Origin of the sequence: Thermanaeromonas sp. C210 (assembly GCF_013167955.1) — a bacterium.
Classification (GTDB): Bacteria; Bacillota; DSM-521; order Neomoorellales; family Neomoorellaceae; genus UBA12545.
Map to the genome: position 1 here is coordinate 372,892 of NZ_BLWF01000002.1, position 18,883 is coordinate 391,774.

General features: G+C 57.5%; 21 protein-coding genes and 1 riboswitch. Of the genes, 1 reads left to right on the forward strand and 20 read right to left on the reverse strand.

The genetic code is table 11. The features are described 5' to 3' along the window. Positions 1-5 precede the first annotated feature (5 nt). Positions 6-392 (forward strand): DUF1634 domain-containing protein, encoded by a 387-nt coding sequence (locus TAMC210_RS05910; RefSeq protein WP_173297862.1) that lies wholly within the window; start codon positions 6-8, stop codon positions 390-392. Here the strand turns inward: TAMC210_RS05910 and TAMC210_RS05915 are convergent. From TAMC210_RS05915 to TAMC210_RS06005, 20 genes are all read right to left on the reverse strand, one after another. Next, positions 389-1,468, reverse strand: coding sequence for a shikimate dehydrogenase (locus TAMC210_RS05915; RefSeq protein ID WP_173297863.1), 1,080 nt, complete (start codon positions 1,466-1,468; stop codon positions 389-391). The two genes, TAMC210_RS05910 and TAMC210_RS05915, sit on opposite strands and share 4 nt — an antisense overlap. 28 nt (positions 1,469-1,496) lie before the next feature. After that, on the reverse strand, positions 1,497-2,420 hold the full coding sequence (locus TAMC210_RS05920; RefSeq protein WP_173297864.1) for a quinate 5-dehydrogenase: 924 nt from the start codon (positions 2,418-2,420) through the stop codon (positions 1,497-1,499). Continuing rightward, positions 2,417-2,965: a helix-turn-helix domain-containing protein gene (locus TAMC210_RS05925; protein ID WP_173297865.1), complete on the reverse strand. Its 549-nt coding sequence runs from the start codon at positions 2,963-2,965 to the stop codon at positions 2,417-2,419. The genes TAMC210_RS05920 and TAMC210_RS05925 overlap by 4 nt, the downstream gene beginning before the upstream one ends. A gap of 144 nt (positions 2,966-3,109) precedes the next feature. Next, on the reverse strand, positions 3,110-4,378 hold the full coding sequence (locus TAMC210_RS05930) for a double-cubane-cluster-containing anaerobic reductase (protein ID WP_173298163.1): 1,269 nt from the start codon (positions 4,376-4,378) through the stop codon (positions 3,110-3,112). A 209-nt stretch (positions 4,379-4,587) separates the two neighbouring features. After that, positions 4,588-5,574 (reverse strand): tRNA dihydrouridine synthase DusB, encoded by a 987-nt coding sequence (gene dusB / locus TAMC210_RS05935; RefSeq protein ID WP_173297866.1) that lies wholly within the window; start codon positions 5,572-5,574, stop codon positions 4,588-4,590. Between the two features lie 18 nt (positions 5,575-5,592). Next, on the reverse strand, positions 5,593-6,357 hold the full coding sequence (locus tag TAMC210_RS05940) for a type III pantothenate kinase (RefSeq protein WP_173297867.1): 765 nt from the start codon (positions 6,355-6,357) through the stop codon (positions 5,593-5,595). A gap of 350 nt (positions 6,358-6,707) precedes the next feature. Next, positions 6,708-8,519, reverse strand: coding sequence for a FapA family protein (locus tag TAMC210_RS05945; RefSeq protein ID WP_173297868.1), 1,812 nt, complete (start codon positions 8,517-8,519; stop codon positions 6,708-6,710). A 6-nt stretch (positions 8,520-8,525) separates the two neighbouring features. Further along, entirely contained in the window at positions 8,526-8,849 is a 324-nt protein-coding gene (locus tag TAMC210_RS05950; RefSeq protein WP_173297869.1) for an STAS domain-containing protein, read from the reverse strand. A gap of 13 nt (positions 8,850-8,862) precedes the next feature. Further along, positions 8,863-9,564, reverse strand: coding sequence for a PP2C family protein-serine/threonine phosphatase (locus TAMC210_RS05955; protein ID WP_173297870.1), 702 nt, complete (start codon positions 9,562-9,564; stop codon positions 8,863-8,865). 1 nt (position 9,565) lies between these two features. Next, entirely contained in the window at positions 9,566-9,895 is a 330-nt protein-coding gene (locus TAMC210_RS05960) for an STAS domain-containing protein (protein ID WP_173297871.1), read from the reverse strand. Between the two features lie 31 nt (positions 9,896-9,926). Continuing rightward, positions 9,927-11,087, reverse strand: a complete 1,161-nt coding sequence (locus TAMC210_RS05965) for an ATP-binding protein (RefSeq protein WP_254388532.1) — start codon at positions 11,085-11,087, stop codon at positions 9,927-9,929. A 573-nt stretch (positions 11,088-11,660) separates the two neighbouring features. After that, positions 11,661-11,747: riboswitch (cyclic di-GMP riboswitch) on the reverse strand. 473 nt (positions 11,748-12,220) lie between these two features. Further along, positions 12,221-12,787 carry a biotin transporter BioY gene (locus TAMC210_RS05970; protein ID WP_173297873.1) on the reverse strand — a complete coding sequence of 189 codons (567 nt, stop codon included), beginning with the start codon at positions 12,785-12,787 and terminating at the stop codon, positions 12,221-12,223. Positions 12,788-12,799: 12 nt separating this feature from the next. Further along, on the reverse strand, positions 12,800-13,783 hold the full coding sequence (locus tag TAMC210_RS05975; protein WP_173297874.1) for a biotin--[acetyl-CoA-carboxylase] ligase: 984 nt from the start codon (positions 13,781-13,783) through the stop codon (positions 12,800-12,802). Positions 13,784-13,889: 106 nt separating this feature from the next. Beyond that, the gene (panD, locus tag TAMC210_RS05980) at positions 13,890-14,273 is read right to left on the reverse strand and encodes an aspartate 1-decarboxylase (RefSeq protein WP_173297875.1); all 384 of its coding nucleotides are present in this window, start codon (positions 14,271-14,273) and stop codon (positions 13,890-13,892) included. Next, positions 14,273-15,133 (reverse strand): pantoate--beta-alanine ligase, encoded by an 861-nt coding sequence (gene panC, locus TAMC210_RS05985; RefSeq protein WP_173297876.1) that lies wholly within the window; start codon positions 15,131-15,133, stop codon positions 14,273-14,275. Before panC ends, panD begins: the two co-directional genes overlap by 1 nt. 310 nt (positions 15,134-15,443) lie before the next feature. Beyond that, the gene (locus TAMC210_RS05990; RefSeq protein WP_173297877.1) at positions 15,444-16,346 is read right to left on the reverse strand and encodes a Rossmann-like and DUF2520 domain-containing protein; all 903 of its coding nucleotides are present in this window, start codon (positions 16,344-16,346) and stop codon (positions 15,444-15,446) included. A gap of 594 nt (positions 16,347-16,940) precedes the next feature. Next, complete coding sequence (locus TAMC210_RS05995) at positions 16,941-17,747, reverse strand: ammonia-forming cytochrome c nitrite reductase subunit c552 (RefSeq protein ID WP_256366477.1); 807 nt, start codon at positions 17,745-17,747, stop codon at positions 16,941-16,943. 9 nt (positions 17,748-17,756) lie between these two features. Then, on the reverse strand, positions 17,757-18,233 hold the full coding sequence (locus TAMC210_RS06000) for a NapC/NirT family cytochrome c (protein WP_173297878.1): 477 nt from the start codon (positions 18,231-18,233) through the stop codon (positions 17,757-17,759). After that, on the reverse strand, positions 18,226-18,333 hold the full coding sequence (locus TAMC210_RS13920) for a hypothetical protein (RefSeq protein ID WP_373996442.1): 108 nt from the start codon (positions 18,331-18,333) through the stop codon (positions 18,226-18,228). Before TAMC210_RS13920 ends, TAMC210_RS06000 begins: the two co-directional genes overlap by 8 nt. Next, positions 18,303-18,875 (reverse strand): sensor histidine kinase, encoded by a 573-nt coding sequence (locus TAMC210_RS06005; RefSeq protein WP_217267289.1) that lies wholly within the window; start codon positions 18,873-18,875, stop codon positions 18,303-18,305. Before TAMC210_RS06005 ends, TAMC210_RS13920 begins: the two co-directional genes overlap by 31 nt. Positions 18,876-18,883 lie beyond the last annotated feature (8 nt).

Below are 18,883 nucleotides of genomic sequence, written 5' to 3' on the forward strand. Positions count from 1 at the left end.
GGCTTATGGCCACCGGTTCGCCCCAGGGGTCTCCTGGGGGTCTCCGGGCCGCTGCAGTGGAGGGTATTATCAGCCGTTCCCTGCGGTGGGGCGTGGTGATAAGTGCGGGGTTCATTGCCCTGGGTCTCGCCTGGATCCTGATTACGGGGAGCACCGGCTATCCACCGGGCTACTATCCCACAACCCTCTCTCAGGTGCTCCGGGGAGCCCTCGGGGCCAAACCCTTGGCCGTCATTGATGTAGGACTCCTCATCCTTATCGCTACCCCCATCTTCCGGGTAGCAGCTTCCCTGGTAGCCTTTTTGGCCGGCAGGGACCTGCCCTATGTGTTAATAAGTGCTTATGTGTTGGCCATGCTGCTCCTCAGTTTGCTGCTGGGAAAGGCCGTCTAGTTGCAGGCGGCCTTCTCCTCGGCCCGCCGGCGGATGGCCTCTATCTTCTCCTCCGGCATGGGCCGCTCAAAGCTGCGCAGTCCGGCCAGGCGAAAGCCGTGTTTGCGGGCCAGGCGGCTGATTTCGTCCACCTGCTCCACCGTCAGCTCGCGCCCCAGGGTAAAGTTTTCCAGGCGGCCCTCCAGGGCCAGGATCATGGTTTCGGCCATGCACGCATAGGCCAGCCCGGGGGGATAGCCGAAATTGAAGTGAAAGTCTACTTCCCCGGGGACCTCCACCACGCCGCCCTCGATGACCAGGACATCATCCCTTTCTTCCGCCACTCTGCGGGATACATCCCGCGGCCGGGCCACGTCGCATACTACGGCACCCGGTTTGAGGTCCTCCGGCTCGATCACCGCTTCCGCCGCGGAAGTAACGGTAAGGACTACGTCCGCCCGGCGCAGGGCCTCTTTGAGATTCCGGCTTACCCGGACATCTGCCCCCGTATCCTTAACGATGCGCCGGGCCAGGTTCTCGAGCCTTTGTTCATTCCTGGCCACCAAGGTCAGCGAGGGGCATTCCCTGGCCAGGATGCGGGCGCAGACGGCGCCTATGGCCCCGGTGGCCCCCACCACCAGGGTTTGCGCCCGTGTAAGATCGATACCCATGAGCTCCGCCGCCTTCCGGGTTCCCTCCAGGGCCGTGGCCACCGTATAGCTGTTGCCGGTTGTTACCGGAATGTTTAAATGGCGGGCTATAGTGATACCGGCATCTCCCACCACCGAGGTCATGGCCCCCAGGCCGACAATCTCGGCTCCCAGTTTTTCCGCCAGGCGCCCCGCCCGGATTATGTGGTCCAGCACCAATTCTTCCGGCAGGGAAACCATTTGGCGGCTGGTCAGGGGGCAAGAAATGAACCATCCTTCGGTCTCGGCATGGGGGGAACGCACGCCCGTGATATAAGAAGTTTTGAGGGGCGGCAGCCACAAGAGGAGCTTCTCCACCAGGGAGGCGGGCAGGTACTTGGCCACTGGGAATTTGCGGGCTACATAACTGGCATCCAGGGGATGAATGATAAAGGCGAATTTATGCAATTCCTTCAGCCTCCCGTTTTCCCTTGCCTCAATTTCCCGCCCCCAGGGCCCCTTCCGTAAAACGGAGAATGCGGGGCCGGAGGCCGAGGCGGTCTAAAAGGGCGTTATAATCCTCCGACCTCACTTCTTCCGGTCGTTTACCGCTCAGCACCAGAAGAACCCCTTCCAATACGTTGGTACCGAAGGACCGGCCGCCAATCTCAGGAGTGGTGGTAACGAGGGCCGCCACCCCCCGCGCCTTGAGCTCTTCGATATCGGCCTGGGTAACGGTATTGGTGATAATAATCTTTCCGGCCATGTCTTCGGGCATATATCGACGGATGAAGTGGAAATCTCCGGCGACGATCTCGGCTTCTTGGTAAAACCTGTTGTAGCGGGGCTCTATCCTATCCTGGTCACGGCCCGTGGGGTAGAGCATTTTAAAGGGCAAAAGACGTACGAGGGGTGCGGCCAGATAAGCTACCCGGCGGAAAGTGGGCAGGGACCGTAGAGGTATGGGCAGGCCCAGGCCGAAGATCAAATCCCCGCAGGTGAGGTCGGCACCGGCTTCGGCCAGGGCTTCGGCCATACCGAAACGGTCCACCGCGCAGACCATCAGTACCTTCTTGCCGCGGAAGGAAAAGCCCTCCCGGGCCAGCTGGGCAATGACCCGGCGTTCTAAAGTATCCTTTAGACCACCGCCGTCCACTATGGGGGTCTTGCGGGCCGCCCTGACCACCCGGGCCGCATCCCGCAAAAGATATTTGCGGGAACCGACCCTCAGGTACAGGTCCATGCCCCCCAGGCCGAAGGCATCCACCTCGCCGTCCATTTCCCGGATGAGATCTATCATTTTATCCATGTCACCGTCGGTGCCGATGCGCGATAGTTCAAAGGGAACCCCCAGGAATTCCGCCCGGGCCACGTGGTTTCGCTTGGAGGAGCCCAGGCTGATGCTTACCACCCGTTTCACCTTTTCCTTCTCTCCTTTGCCGGCAACAATACTTGCCGCACCAGATGGCGCAGTTTTTCTGCTTCCAGGGTCCTGTCCTCGCGAATAGGCGAAGTGCCGATCTCCACGCCGATAACCTCTCGCCCCAGCAAAGCCTCGCTCAGTCTAATGCGGTAGTCGGATCCGATGATTATTACGGCGTCGAACTCCCGCAGGCGGGCGACGGTTTCCATAAGGAAATTGAAGACCTCCACGCCGCTCCTCTGCCGCAGGAATTCCCACCTTTCGTCTTCCGTCAGGAGGAGGATGTACTCCACCCCTTCCTCCTCCAGCATTTTCTCCAGCTCTTCCTTATTGGCCAGGGGAAAGCCGATGACTGCCACCCTCCGGCCCCGCCGGACTTCCCCCAAACTTTCCAGCCGGGACACAAAGGACCGGTCCACCCCCAGCCGCCGGGCCGTCTCGGCCTGAGAATAGCCCCTGCAGCGCAGGGTGAGAATCTCGTCGACGGCGGCCGCGATCTTGCGCCGATCCAGCAGTTTGTCGCCTACGCGGACGAAATCCACGGCGGCCTCTCCTTTGTGCACAGATATGTGCACGGTAGATTATAACAAAAACCCTGCGGAAAAGCAAGGTTCGGCGGACACAAAAAAGCCCCGGAGGGCCGGGAAGAACCCGGCCCTCCGGGGCCCGGAGCAAGGGGCCGCACCTTATTTCAACATCTCCAAGAAAGCCTCTACCCGGGTCTTAATCTGGCCCGTATCCTCTTCGCTGTAATCGCTCTCCAGCGTGAGCACCGGTATGCCCTCTTCCTTCAAAGCCCTCTCCACCCTCCTGGCCTCCAGGGCATAGGTCTGGCAGAACTGCAGGGTATAGTAAATAACGCCGTCCGCCCGCCATTCCCGGGCTAAGGTTATTATATCCTCCACCCGGCCGGTATTGGGAGTAAAGCAGGCGCAGTTGATATCCAGTACGCGGCGGGCCAGGGCTTTTACTTGGTCCTCTAACGTCCCGCCCTCCTCTACGTGGCCGGCAAAATAACGAGTGCCGGTGCAGGTCTCTTCGGCCACTATAACCGCCCCCGCGGACTCCACCACATGGTGGAGCTTCCAGTAGGGTATGGGCATCGGTGTGCCGGCCACCACTATACGCGGGGCCCCCTTCGGAGCCACCCCTTCTCCCCGCGCCACACGGCCCTCTAATTCCTCGCAGAGCTCCTTTAACCTGGCGGCAAAGCGCTCAGGTTCGTCGAAAAAGGCCAGCTGGGATATAAGCAGGGCATCTTTGCCGCTTATGGGAACGGGGTCCGCCTGTCGCGCCTTATACAGCCTTTTCAAGGCCTCCCGGCGGGAGTTGGCCACCTTTATTCCCGCCGCCAGCTTGTCTTTGTCCACCGTCCGGCCGGAGCGGCGCTCTATTTCCTCCTTTAGACGCCATATCTCCCCTTCCCACAGGGCCAGATCGGCCTCTTCTTTGCGCTGGGGTAGTTCCATAACATAAGTGGGTACATATTCGTTGAGTATCTCCCACGTCTTCTTCTTGCCGTCGCAGGTCGTCTCTCCGATCAAGAAGTCCACCGTCTGAAAATAGGGGCAGATTCTTTCCAGCTTAAAGCCCACCAGGGACTTTATCAAGGGGCATAGGTTCCGGGGGAGGATCCGCTCCCCGGCCGGAACGGTGAATTGGGCGCCGCCGCATAACCCTACACTGACCCCGCCCACCGCAAAGATCAATTCCTCGGGGACGAAAACACAAAAGGTACCCACTACCGGCGCTCCTTCTTTTTTCCGTTCCAGGATCTCTTGAATACGCCCTCCATGGGCCTCCATGAGAAGATTATCGAAATAGCCCATCCCCTGGGGCCGGTTAGATTGGGATAGGTAAACCGTGCCGAAAGCCTCGGGTAAAACGCCCAGAAAGAGATCGTGCCGCTCTAAATCCATACCCAGCTCCTGCCACATCTGGCGATAAGCTTCCATGGTCATTCTTACCACTCCTCCGGTCCCTTGAAATTTATGGCCTGTCAGCCGCCCTGGGTTTTGTCCTCTCATTGTATTTCTTCACGATATCTAAACTTCCTTCATTATATGTATTCCTATTAGTTATAGCAACAGACATTTAAAAACCCGGCCCGGGTTGACGGGGCCGGGAGCCGGCCAATCTCCGCATACCCGCCAGCAGCGGTCCCTCACCGGGACCGATCCGCGGAGTTTAACCGCGCCATATAATCCTCCAGGAGGGCCGTCACCCCCGCCAGGGTGCCCTCATTATTTACGGCCTGCCGAACCCGGGCCGCGCCGGGCAAGCCCTTAAGGTACCAGGCCAGGTGCTTACGCATTTCCTTGACGCCCTTTGCTTCTCCCTTACGTTCCACCGCCATGCGGAGGTGCCGGAGGGCCATACCCAGCCGTTCCCGCGGGTCTGGAGGCGGAGGCACTTCCCTTCCGTCCAGCAAAGCCCGGATTTGGCTAAAGATCCAAGGATTCCCCAGGCAGCCCCGGCCTACCATAACCCCGTCGCATCCCGTGGCTTTCATAAGGGCCAGGGCGTCCTCCGGCCGCCAAACATCCCCGTTACCGATAACTGGGACGCCCACCGCTTCTTTCACCCGCCGGATTATCTCCCAATCGGCCCTCCCGCTGTAGAACTGGCTACGGGTGCGGCCGTGGACGGTGACGGCCCGGGCCCCGGCCTCCACCACGGCGCAGGCGGCCTCTACGGCATTGACTTCTCCCTCGTCCCATCCCTTCCGCATCTTCACGGTAACCGGAACGGGGTATATGACCTCCGCCACGGCCGCCACAATGTCTCTGGCCCGGGGCAAGTCCCGCATGAGGGCCGCCCCTTCCCCGTTGCGGGTGATTTTGGGCGTGGGGCAGCCCATGTTGAGGTCCACCCAGGCCGCCCCGGCCTTTACCGCTTCCCTCGCCGCCCAAGCCATTATCTCCGGCTCGCGGCCGAAAAGCTGGACCACCACCCGGCCTTCCTCTCCCTTTAGGTCCATCAGCTCCCAGGTGGCGCTATTGCGGTAATAAAGGCCCTTGGCGCTTATCATTTCCGTAAAGGTAAGGGCCGCCCCCGCCTCCCGCAGGATACGGCGGAAGATTTTGTCCGTCACCCCGGCCATGGGCGCCGCCACCACCGGCGCCTCTAAAACGATGGTTCCTATTTGCACCTGCCGGTCACCGGCCTCCTACTTGTTCCGTTCATAAACGATCCGCAGGCCCTCCAGGGTGAGCCAGGGGTTCAAATGGTCAATGGCCTCCGTTTCCGGAGCTATAAGCCCGGCCAGCCCGCCGGTGGCCACCACCACGGCCCCCGCTCCCAGCTCCTTCTTCATGCGGCTTACGATGCCCTCCACCTGGCCGATGAAACCGTACATGATGCCTGCCTGCATGCAGGCCACGGTATTCTTGCCGATGACCGATCGGGGTCGCACCAGCTCTACCCTGGGGAGTTTGGCCGCATGGTAGAAAAGGGCTTCCGTTGAGATGCCGATGCCTGGGGCAATGGCGCCGCCCACATATTCTCCGGCCTCCGAAATGGCATCAAAGGTAGTGGCCGTCCCGAAATCAACGACAATGGCCGGGCCGCCGTACAGCTCGTACGCCGCCACCCCGTTGAGGATGCGGTCTGCGCCTACCTCCCGGGGATTGTCAAAACGGATGGGCATACCCGTCTTTACTCCCGGGCCCACCACCAGGGGCTCTACTTTGAAAAGCTCCCTGACGGCGGCCGTCAGAATGGGCGTCAGAGGGGGAACCACCGAAGCCAGGGCCACCGCCTGCACGTCTCCCACGGGCAGCCCGTAAAACTGGCTAAAGTGATACCACATCAAGCTGTATTCCTCGGCCGTCTTTTGCCGGTCGGTGGCCGTCCTCCAATGGCACACCAGTTTCCCATCCCGGTAAACACCGTAAACGATATTTGTATTACCCACATCGATTGCCAGTAGCATATTAGGCCCCCTTTCTGTTCCCATTATTCCACACCAAAGGCTCTTCTCCTCCCGCCCCGCCCTTTAACAGTAATGCCTCGCCCGGGACGGCTTACCACCGCTATGCCAGCATCCCTGCCGGCGCGACCATAAAAGGGGCGACCCGTGGCGGGTCGCCTTAGCCCTTTTCATATACCCTGCCCTACCGTGCAACGCTCTGTCCCGGTAGGTCTAAAAAACGCCACCATAATACTTCTCCTTCGATCTGAGTTGGGGAGGCTCACGGGGAGGGGCATGTGCGCCGCCTTCCCGGGGTAAAAAAGAAGGGTATATGCGGAATGGTCGAGCCCAAAGAAGTGGTTTTGACGTTATTAGAGTGGAATACTACTTTTGATTATATTCCCTTCCCGGTCAAGCCTTAGCCGTACTCCCCACTCCTCCTGAACAAAATAATACCGGCGAGAACCTATACGGACGGAAGTATTCTCAAAGGCATGACCTATGGTCACGGTAGCAGCGCTCCCGGTTTCAACCCCGGTACTGGTGCCGGTACGGGAGCCCAGTTCTTTTATATAAACGTCACCCTGGGCCTGGATCTCCCCACCCCGGAACACACCACCCACGACGGTCACCGATCTCCCGGCCTGGAGCCTGGTATGATAACAGCCGTTACCCATTACCTTAATGTTACCGGTAGCTATAACGGTGGAGTTCACAGCGTAGTTAATTATAATGTCAGCCGTATCCTGAGGCGGTGTATTAATCTCCTCGCGGCAAATCCTTATGCCTTTCATAATCGCCTCCAGCTGCTCTACACTTTTAACGGCCAAGGGGGTCCTTACCAGGCGTTCCAGATCCTTCACCAACGCCGTCAGCCCATTCATGGATATAGCAGGGAAGGTTTGTAGTTCCTTTTCTAGTATTTTCACGGCCGCAGGAAGATCGCGAAATTTCCTTTCTAAAAGCAGTAGCACCAGAGGCCCAATGCCACCTTTAAGGTCATCTTTCTTGAAGGAAGGGTGATGGAGAAGCTGAGTAATAGCGGTAGTCAAATGCTCCAACATAGCACCAATCCTGCCCAGGATTGAAAGGAATTTCTCCTGCCAGACCGTGCTGCTCCCGGCGACCAGGAGGGAAGAAAAAACATTGCCGCGTACCTCAATGCATCCTCCGGCCCGGATCGCGGCCCCGGACACGGCGCCCGCTATATTAATGTTGCCACCGGCCTCCACACGCATCCCCTCTTCCACCTGGCCGGCAATGATTACATCGCCGCTGAAGGAAATATTTCCCGAGGTGATATCAACATTGCTGGGGTGCACGAGGGCAGGCAGCACACTGATGATGACCCGCCCCTTTAGCCTTCGGACGACGGGACGGCCGGCCATAGCAGCAATGACTTCCAGGCCATCATTGCTCAAAACAGCGCCAGACCCGGCAATCATTTGAATGTCTTTGGGCTCGGGAGGCAGGATCAGCTCACCCGTTACCGTCTGCCCCGGCTGCCCTGCCCCAGCGGGATGCTTCCGGGCCAGGACCATGCCGGCTTCTACAGCGGTAAAATGAAATCTTTCCCGGAAGTCCACCGTCTCTTCTTCTCCCACGGCCACCGGAACCTTGGGCTGGGTAGTAAAGAATATTTCTACCGAAGCGTCCTTTCCAGGGACAGGTGGTATACCCTGGGCAATGATTAAAGTGCCTTCCGTTGAGGGTTCGAGGCCCCGGCCGCAGGCCTGCCAGTCTATACCGTACCTGATGCCCTGGCGCTCCATCTCCCTGGTCAAATCTTCCATGGTAAAGGCTTTATAGAAATCCTCCTGTTCCAGGACCTGCAGGTTCAAAAACCGCGCCGGCGGCACATCCTGCATTTCTCTTCGGACCAGTACCCAGGGTTTCACGTGTAAAAAGGCCTTCAGTTTATCCTCACTGACCTTTACCTGCCAGTATCCTTCCCGCTGCTCATCCAGCACGATAATTTCTACCTTGTCCTTGTCACTTACAGGTGTCGGTTCCTTCCGTTCTTCCCCATTTACTACCAGGCGCAGCCCCGGGCAGGGAGCTATCACCGGATAAGGTCCTCCCGGCGGGTGTTTTATTACCAGCCGCCCGTTTATTACGGCTGCCCGGGGTGCCAGGCCTTCTTCCCCGGACCGTTCAAGGGCTCCATCCTTTAAGGGTTCCACGGGCCCTCACTCCCCTCCCCTTTGAGGGGCGCCTTGAAGGGTTTCCAGGACGCGGAAGAAGCCGATTATTTCTAGATCATGGGAAATATTGGCGGGTATATGGGTGATCTCCAAAATACGGTTCTGGCTCCTCAACAACCTCGCCTGGTGGAGGAGCATCCCCGCACCGGAGGAATCCATAAACTGCAGGTCTTTGAGGTTTACTTCTACCCGGGGAGCCTCCTGTCTTTCAATTTCTTCTTGCAACTGGGCAATGTTGCTGTAATCGAGTTCACCCGCTACCACCAGGGTGGTCTTTCCCCTTTCTTTATTCACTCTGATTTGCAACATGCTGTTCACCCCGTCATTGGTCTCTTTTAAGGATTACCAGAGTCACATCATCCCTTTGCTGCTTACAACCGGTAAAGGTAAATAAATCCCTTAAGATAACGTCCTGGAGATCCCCTGCATCCAGGCCGGCATTAGCCGCAACTATTCCTGTGAGGCGATTCAAGCCATAATGTTGCCCCCCGGCATTGCGAGCTTCTATCAGACCATCGGTGTACATGACCACCACATCGCCCCGTGATAGGATGAATTGTTCCGGCCCTGTGCCTTGGTATTCATCCAGGAAACCCAGGGCTACTCCCCTTACCCGGGGCATGTAGATATTCTGCCCTGAAAATATTACCGGGGAAGGGTGGCCGGCGCTCAGGCAGGTTATACAATTATGTTGCCGTTCGTAAGAAATTAGGCCCAGGGTGGCAAAGGAGCCGGCGCGGTACAGCCGCTTGCCTGCGGTTGCAGCCAGCTGATTCACGATTTCCAGCAGGGACAGGTCTTTTCCAGTGCAGGAATATAAGACTGTACAAAGGTCCTTCCTTTGCCCGGCAGCACGCATACCTTTCCCCATTACGTCTCCGATGGCCACGATAAGTCCATCTTCTCCCCGGGGAATAAAAGCAAAAAAGTCGCCGCCTTCCAGGTCTGCTGGAATACTACAGCCGGCACCCTGAATACCGGCATGTATTATTCTCCTCCCCCTGTCACCGGTATCCAGGGACATTTTAGGATTCACCCCCGGCTGCCTTGCCCTGACCACTATAATCAAGGAGTTCTTCCACACCTACCAGCCGGAAAACTTCGGCAATCTCCGGGCAAGGGTTAATAACCCGTACCTCACCTCCCTGCCTTGACCACCGACGCCGTATTTCTAATAAACCCCTGAGGCCTGTAGAATCTATAAAGGATACCCCCGCCAGATTTATTTCCAGCTGCCTTTCGCCTTCCTGCAGTTCTGCAGCTTGCTCCAGCATGGCCAGGGTCTCCATGTCTAACTCCCCTGTAAGGTTTAAACGGCGCCCATGTTCACCTTTGGTTACAGAGATGGCCAGCATTTTATAGCTCATCCTTTCTTCGACCTAGGAACTAGGAAGCTGTACAACAGCTCTCTTCACCTGCTGAAGGGTGGAAATCCAGGACCAGGGTGGTTCCCCCGGTACCCGTAGTTAGATAAACTTTATCGGCATAATAAAGTATTAGAGTAAAACCGCACCCCAAAGAGTCCTGGGTAGAGTAATGCTGCATTAAAGCTGCTTTAGGCAAATCTTTTATCTTAATTCCCCGGCCCTGGTCTTTAATGATTATCCGGATGGCCCCCTCCTTCTGTCGGACCACCCACTCACCGCCCCCAGCATGTTTTAAAGCGTTGGTCAAAGCCTCAGTTAAAGATAAGGCCATCCCATATCTACGGGTGCGGAAAGCTCCAGGTAACAAACTGCATAACTGGCTGCGCGCTGAAGCTATGTCGGTAGCCTTGTTAACTACCCCCTTTGCCAGTTCCCTACCTTGGGACAACAGAGCCACCATTTCTTCTGAAGGCAGCAGCTCCAGGCGCCCGTTGGTAACGGCAGCTATGGCCTCCCGGTAGGCCAGCATCTCCTGGCGGCGCATCTGCCTTTCCTTTTCAATAATTTCGGTGAGGTCAAAGGCCAGCAGGCCCCCTGCCCGGGCATCAAGGGGTATACCGTGCAGATCGAAAATCCGTTTACCGTCATCACTTACTATCACTTCCCGGCAATGGGTTCCCCGGTGTATTGCCTGGCGCATTAGACTTTCCATTGCCGGCAGGGGCAGCTCCAGATCCTCCTGTCCCGCCAGATGGCGAAAACGACCTTTTTCGTAACGCATTACTGTGCCCAGCCGCATGGCATGGAAAATCTCTGATCTTTCCAACTCGGCAAGTAAGCGCTCTTTAACCAGCTCCTGTAAATGGGCGGGAACTAACTGCGACACCTGCTCAATGAAGTCCCCCGTACTACCCGTCAGCAAGCGGTATTCTTCATTGCCCAGGCGGCCGGCCGTTTCCTTACCCCGGTGAACGGCTATGATATCAAAGAGATGGATGTCGCCCTTGCCCCTGGTAGGCACTCCTGCTACATCCAGGCTGAGATGGTGCTTTAAATAAATCCGGTATTGACCGGGAACGGGAGCCCGGGTTTCCAGGCCCAGTTCCATGGTGTTCAATACGAGGAGACGGCCGGCATAACGTTGCCCATCGACGGCAACCAGGCTAATATTTATAGGCACCTGTGGTTTCCGGCGCGAAGGTCCGGGACTCATGAAATGCTCGCAGTCGACACAAGAACGATGTGGGGTCCTTTGGGCACACCGGCTACACTCCTCCACACATGACCCCCCTAATGTTCTGCCTTCTGGTCGGTACTAACATCTCCCTAACAGGGAGCGAACCGCATTACGGTAGGGGCGAAAGGCCGCTACGGCACCCGAGGCACCAAGATGGCCCTTGCGGCCGCGGGGATATCTGCGGGCTCCGGTCGCGGATAACTGCAATGGGGAAGCAGAGGAATAGGGCAGGAAGGAAGGCAACAATCGAGGGAGGCAGAAACCCGATCCTTATATAAGAAGCGTAAGGAACCGGACGTAACCAGAGGGTGAGAACCGTCGGAAGGCGCTATACAGTACTTACCAGAACCTACTTTACCTGGTGTATCTGGTAGATATACCCCCCCCCCCCCCATTATGGTGGTTTATGTTATTTCTTACGATTATTGTCATCCCTTTCGGCTTTTCTATCGCCACTCGCCGCACCCCTTTATAAAAAAATAGGTGACCTGGATAGACGGTCACCTCGCCATCCCCCACGGCAGCCTGGCAACCATAGCCTACCCCGGCCTTAGGCCCACGGCTTTGCGTCCCGCCCTTTCGAGCGGTTTGCCCTTTGCGTGAAGGCAATATAAGAAATTGCCCTTTTCAACCGTTGTCGGAATACAACCTTAATCTTGATTATCCCACGACCGCCTCCCCTGTCGCAACTTCGATTATCTAGTGTATGGGAGGCCTGGCGGCTGATTTCTGCATATTTTCCAGTCCATGCCCGGTGTATTTACCTTCTGGCGGATTTTGTCGTTTACTGTCGAACTTTCGGGGTGATTCTTACCCTTTTAATCCAGAGGTGGAGGCCCCTAGCCTTAAGCCTTGGAGGCCCACAAAAGGCATCCGGGAAGTAGAAGCTTTAACGCTTTCGCCACCACCGGCAGGGTTACTATAGAGAGCCGAAAGGAAAACATACTCCCCCATATAGCCCACCTTGGCCTGATCCTCGATTAGTCGAGGCGAGATCCATCGCTGCCACGGCCTCCACCATTGCCGCCAGCCCGAGGTAGCAGTAAACACGCACCGCGCCCTGCCGCCGCGTCCCCTTAGGGGTTCTTTCGCCCGCCGGGCAAAGGCAACAGGCCGGCCTCCCCGAGGGCCCGCCGCACCCGGACGCTCACCAGGGCAGCCAGGACCATTTTGGCCAGGTCCAGGGGCACATAGGGCAGGACCCCCAAGGCCAGGGCCTTAGACAAAGTAAGCTTCATAAGATAGGCCAGCTGGAGGGTCCCCAGGGCGTAAACCACCACCAGGCAGACGAACATGCCCCCGGCGGCCCGGAGAAAACTTAACTTGGAAGAGCCGTCGGTAACCCAGCCCAAAAAATATACGCCCAGGAGAAAGCCCCAGAGATAGCCACCTGTCGGGCCAAGAAAGCGGGCTATTCCCGCCGCGCCCCGGGCAAAGACCGGTAGGCCGACGGCTCCCAGCAGCAAATACACCAGGACCGCCACGGTCCCTAACTTCCTCCCCAAAATGGCTCCGGCCAGGAAGACCCCCAGGATTTGTCCCGTAAGGGGTACCGGAGTAAAGGGCAGAGGGATGGATAGCTGGGCCAGCACCGCCATCAAGGCTGCAAAAAAAGCCACCCAACTCATCTCTTTGGCCTGCATAGTAACCTCTCCTTAGCGCAGACTTATTTCGCCGTAATTGAATCGCCGCAAGCGCCCCGCCTCATCTTTTACCAAGAGAGCTCCTTCTTCATCGATATCTACGGCCCGGCCGGCGTAAACCTTGTCCGGGGTCACGACTCTCACCTGGCGGCCCAAGGTAACGCTGGCCCTCCTCCAGGCCTGGGCTACCGGAGCAAATCCCTCCTCCTGCCACCGCTCGTACCAGCCCTCCAGGTGGTAAAGGAGGGCCTGCAAAAGGGGTAACCGTTCTATCCTCCGCCCCAGCTCCACCTCCAGGGAAGTAGCCAGGGACTGGATATCCGGCGTAAAGTCCCCCGGCTCCAGATTAACATTAATCCCGATCCCCACGACTACGTACTGGGTAGTGTCCATCTCAGCCCGCATCTCGGTGAGGATCCCTGCTAACTTGCGGCCACGGAGGAGAAGATCGTTGGGCCACTTAATGCCCGGCCGCAATCCCGTCGTTTCCTCTAAGGCCTCGGTTGCGGCCACGGCGGCCAGAAGGCTTACCTGGGGAAGCTGCACGGGCGGCACCCGCGGCCGCAAAATAGTGGAAACCCAGATTCCCTTACCCCCGGGAGAAAACCATGATCTCCCCAGGCGGCCGCGGCCGCTCTTCTGAGTCTCGGCCACCACCACCGTACCCTCCGGTGCCCCGGCATCGGCCAGGTCTTTAGCCACCTGGTTGGTGGAGCCCACTTCATCGTAATAGTAGAAGGGCCGCCCCAACCAGGAAGTGCGAAGGCCGGCCATAACCTCCTCCGGGTAGAAGCAATCGGGTATATTTAGAAGGGCGTATCCCCGCCTGGTGGAGGCGCTGATCCGGTAGCCTTCCCGGCGCAAGGCCTGGATGTGCTTCCAGATGGCCGTCCGCGACAGGCCCAATTTGCGGCTTAATTCCTCACCCGAAACGTATTCTCCTTGACGACGCCGCAATTCTGCCAGCACCTGGTGCCGGCTCCCTAACCGGTCCATGTTTCCATTATAACCTCCTCGGCCCACAATGTCAACTTATTATTTTTCGTAGGTTAACAATTTATTCATGACTTAAGACCCCCGCCGGGGCCGAACAAAAGGTCCCCTACGGGATAGAGGATGGTTCTTCTCCGTCCAGATACGCCTGGATCCTGTTATTCTCGTCCACCAAGATAACTTTGGGGCGCAGCCTCTGGGCTTCCTCATCGGTGAAGATGCCGTAAGAAATAATAATTACAATATCCCCCGGCTGCACCAGGCGGGCGGCCGCCCCGTTGACACAGATTACGCCGCTGCCCCTTTCACCTTCAATGGCATAGGTTTCAAAGCGAGCCCCGTTGTTATTATTAACCACTTGAACTTTCTCCTGGGGCAAGATGCCCGCAGCATCCAGGAGCTCCCTGTCAATGGTAATGCTGCCCACATAGTTCAAATTGGCTTCTGTTACCCTAGCCCGGTGGATCTTGGATTTCATCATAATCCGCCACATTAGTCCTTCCCCCTTCTCCCTTCCACCACCAGATTATCAATGAGCCTGGTCTTCCCAATCCATACCGCTACCGCCAGCAGCACTCGACCGCTAATCTCCTTCAGGGGCTTCAGGGTCTCGGCATCGTTCACGCTAACATAATCTATTCGCGCCAGGGGATAGCGGGATATCTCCTCGACCATGGCCTGCCGCACCGCTTCCGCCCGCCTCTCACCGGAAAGGATCATCTCCTCTCCCAGCTTAAGGGCCCGGTAGAGGCAGAGGGCCTGTCGGCGTTCTTCCTCGTTTAAATACTTGTTACGGGAGCTTAAGGCCAGCCCGTCCGGCTCCCTCACCGTGGGCACGGTTATGATCTCCACCGGAATATTCAGATCCGCCGCCATGCGCCTCACGACAACCGACTGCTGGTAGTCCTTTTGGCCGAAAAAGGCCTCATCGGGCTGGACGATGTTAAGCAGTTTGGTAACCACCGTGGCCACCCCTCGAAAATGGCCGGGCCGCGAGGCGCCGCACAGTACTTCCGTTACCCCCTCCACCTCCACATAAGTGGAGTAACCCGGGGGATACATTTCCTCCACCTCCGGGGCAAAGACGGCATCCACCCCCACTTCCTCGGCCAGCCGGAGGTCCCGCTCCAGGTCCCGCGGATAGCTGGCAAAATCCTCCCGGGGACCGAACTGAGTAGGATTGACGAAAATGCTCATGATGACTGCATCACATCTCTCCCTGGCTCGGCGTGCCAGGGCTAGGTGGCCCTCATGCAGGTATCCCATGGTGGGCACGAATCCGATGCGCTGTTTCTGCTCCCGCCTTTCCCGGGCCCACCGCCGAACTTCGGCCACCGTCTTCAGCAGCTCCATGTTCCGTTTCCCCCTTGTTACTAACGGTCCTTGGGAAGCATTCCCCAAAGTGAGGCGCTACGCGCCGCCCTCCTTGCGGGCCGGCCGGCGATCCATACGACTCCTCCTCGCCCCTACGGCGGGGGTCCCGGCCCCAACGGCCGACGTTCCCCGGTGCCGGCTTCCGCCGGCACTCCGGGTCCCCGCCCGCAATCCCGGCCTCCGGGCTCGTCCCCGCACGCAGCGCGCAGGACTCCCCTGACGCCTTGCGCCGGCCTCGCAGAGATTTTCATATTTCCTAGCAGGCGCCCGATCACGACGGGCCAGCAGCCTACCCCAGTCTAGCCCTCTCCCGGGCCCGCTCTTTCCTCACCGCCCCGAAAAGCCTCAAAAAAGCCTTCCCCTCGGCTTCGCCCAGGCTCCCCTTGCGCCGCGCTACCTCCACCGTGTAGCGGCCAAGGGCAGCGTATAGATCCAGCAGCTGGGGCGCCTTTTCCCGCATGGCCGCCAGGTGTCCGGCTACGGTAGCCACATCCCCCCGGCTGATGGGACCCGTCAGGGCGGCCGGTATTCCCTTCTCGCCTATGTTCTTCCAGGTCCCCGCCGCCAGCGGCTCCAGGGCCCTGGCGGCCATCTCCGGCGTCATCCCGGCCGCCACCATGAGCCGCCGGCTCAGGTCCACCAGGGACACAAGATAATTGGAAGCCACGCAGGCCGCCGCATGGTATAAGGCCTTATCCTCGGGCCGGATATAAAAGAACTCTCCGCCCAGCTCCCGTACCAGCCTCTCGGCAAGGGGATAGGCTTCCCGGTCACCTTCGATGCTGAAAACCGAACCGGGGATATTGGCCACAGCCCGGTCAGCATCGGCACAGGACTGCAGAGGATGGAGGGACAGGGCCCGGGCTCCCCGCCGGCGGGCGGGATTCAGCACGGCGGAAGTCAGCGAACCGCTCATATGGATGACCGTCTGGCCGGGCCGGAAACCACCTCCCTCGGCCACCCGGTGGGCTACCGGGGCGATGGCCTGATCGGTGGTGGTTATAAAGACCAGGTCGGAGCGCCGGGCCACCTCCTCCGGCCCCTCAAATACCGGGCAGCCCAGGCGCTCGGCCGCCCGCCGGGCCGAGGCCAGGGTCCTGCTGGCCACTCCGGCAATAAAGTAACCCCTTTCTTTAAGGAGAAGGCCCATGCCCGTGCCCACTGCACCGGCGCCGATAATCCCCACCCTCATATTTTCCCCCACCTTTGAAGGCAAAATAAAAGGCCTTCCGGACGGGTCCAGAAGGCCGAAACACCAAACTTCTTTTCCCGTCTCGGTCCCGAAGGAGGATCCAAGCGGAGGGATGTTGGCGGGCTATAAGCCCTTGTAAAATTTCGCGCAGTGCGAACCCCCAAGGTATCGCCTGCATGGTTAGTTTACCATATTCAAGGGAGAATAAACAAGTTCTTTCGTTTGCATGTCAAGGTTAATACGTGCCTCTAGAAGAAAGCTATCCGAGGATGGTTCCCGGAGGGGTATGGCCTAAATTCAGGTCCTAGGCCTCCACCCAAAGGGAGGTGAGGGTGAGATAGAATCAGTAGCTTTTGCGGGCATGCAGGTATCCGGCGTAGATCAGCGTGTTATCAGCGCCCACGTTGCCCACTCTCATGGAGGACAAGAACTTTATAGTTTTCTGTACCCCGCAGCTGGCACCTATCTTAGTAAACAAGGGTCTCACTCACTCCGTCTTAGGATCCCGTCCACTGCCAATTTACAGTCGAGGAATTAAAATTGGGCCGCCTTCCGTAACCCCAGGGGCGGGCACGGAAGGCGGTCGCTGTCTGGCTACTTTTCCTTAGTTCCATCGAAGGTGAATTCCAAATTTTGTTCAGGCCGGTAGGGGACCTCCTTGCTGCCTCGTTTAGCATATTTATCCAGTGCCAGGTCAAACCGGTCGGGCACCTGCACTCCTGCCTTTGCCAGGGCTTCCCGTGCCTTCATCAGCGATTGATCGGCATAGTATAATCCATCGCCCAGGACACGCAGGGCTTCCTCCGGGTTGTGGAAACCCATGCTGTTCTCCGCGGTGACAAATATTATTCGGTAATAAGCCTTTTCATAAAGCTTCTTCGCCTCATCGAGGAGTTTTTGATCGACGCCGCTGGTCTTGTTGGCCATCTCAATGGCTTTAGCCGCCTGGGCAGCCGCGTTGCCAGCCCTCGTGGCAAGATTGTTAACCCGGTCTTGGATGAAGATTACCTGTTCCCGCAGCCAGTCGGGAGTCAGGTTGTGACACTGGAGGCAGGCCCTCATATTGTCCTTCAGCGGGCTCTGTACGTGGTGAGAAGAGATCTTGCTGCTTCCTACCCTCTCATAGGGCATGTGGCAATCGGCGCAAGCCACGCCCGCTTTCCAGTGGGTGCTACCGTTGGAATAGAGCTCAAACTCTGGGTGGCGGATATGGCCCAGTTTAATACCGGTAAGAGCATGCGTCCACTCCCGGTTAGCCGGGTCGGAAGTCATCACTTCTTCAATCTGCTCGATGGTAATGTTACCCCACTGGGACTTCTGCCAAGGCAGGAAGAGGCCGACCGGTTTCATATCTTTGTCTCGCGGTATCACGTAGGTATTATGGCACTGGGCGCAAACCAAGGTCCTCTTTCAATTACGGTTTTCCATGTTAACATTCGCCATGATAGTTCCGTGGCATCGTAGGCAGTTTTCCTGGACGATGCGGCTACCGCGGTTGCTGAGAAGTATGGGATCTGGAATCTGGTTGGTATAAAACATATACAAATCCCGCATACCGTCAGCTGCCTTTCCAGCTAATTTGGCCACCAGGTTTTGATGGGGTACATGGCAGTCTCTGCAAGTTGCCCACTCCCTGTGAGAAGAGTGGAACCAGCTTTCATAGGAATCTTCCATAACATGACAGCTAAGACAATACTCAGGGCGGTCGGTGTAGGCCATCGGCAACATGATGTCCAGAATTACCAGATCGGGTCGGCGTTGCGCAAACAGTTCCTGAGCCGAACGCCCATCTGGAGCATATTCTATTTCGAAACCATCTCGTTCCAGGGCTTGCTCCACAATTCTCTTGATGCTAAGCTCATCGTCTACTAGGGGAATCCTAGGCATTCCCCTCACCCCTGGCCAGTTCTCCCGGTAAATGTATGGTGAAGGTACTTCTTTTGCCCGGCAAGCTGGTCACCATAATATGCCCTCCATGCAGCTCCACCAATTCCTTGGCCAAAGACAACCCCAAGCCAGACCCCGAAATCTCCGAGTGCTTGATCTACTTACTTGATAGAATCGCTCAAAGATCTTTTCTATTTCCTCCGGCTGGATGCCGATGCCGCTGTCCTGTACGCTAATTATGACTTCCTGCCGTACTGTATCGAACCAGGCCTTTAGTTTCACCGTCCCACCAGGGGGTGTAAACTTAATAGCGTTATCCACGAGATTTAACACAGCCCGGCGGATCTTCTCCCCATCCACGTAGATGAGGGGCACCTCAGGTTCCACTTCCCATTGCCACGTGATCTTGTTCTCTTCCATCAGGGGGCTTAAGGCGGAGTCATAATTTATGCGGTCCTGTACACGGGCGATGAACTCCCTGGTGGCTAGGAGCTGCTTAATAATCACCTGGGATTTTCCCTTGAGTTCATATAGCATCTGGTTCCTCTGCTCGTAATACTGAAGGCCCATGAAGACGGCGGTAATAATTATAAGGGCTATAGTGATACGGATCATGAACCTTTTGTTTAAAGTATCCTGCATAACCAGGT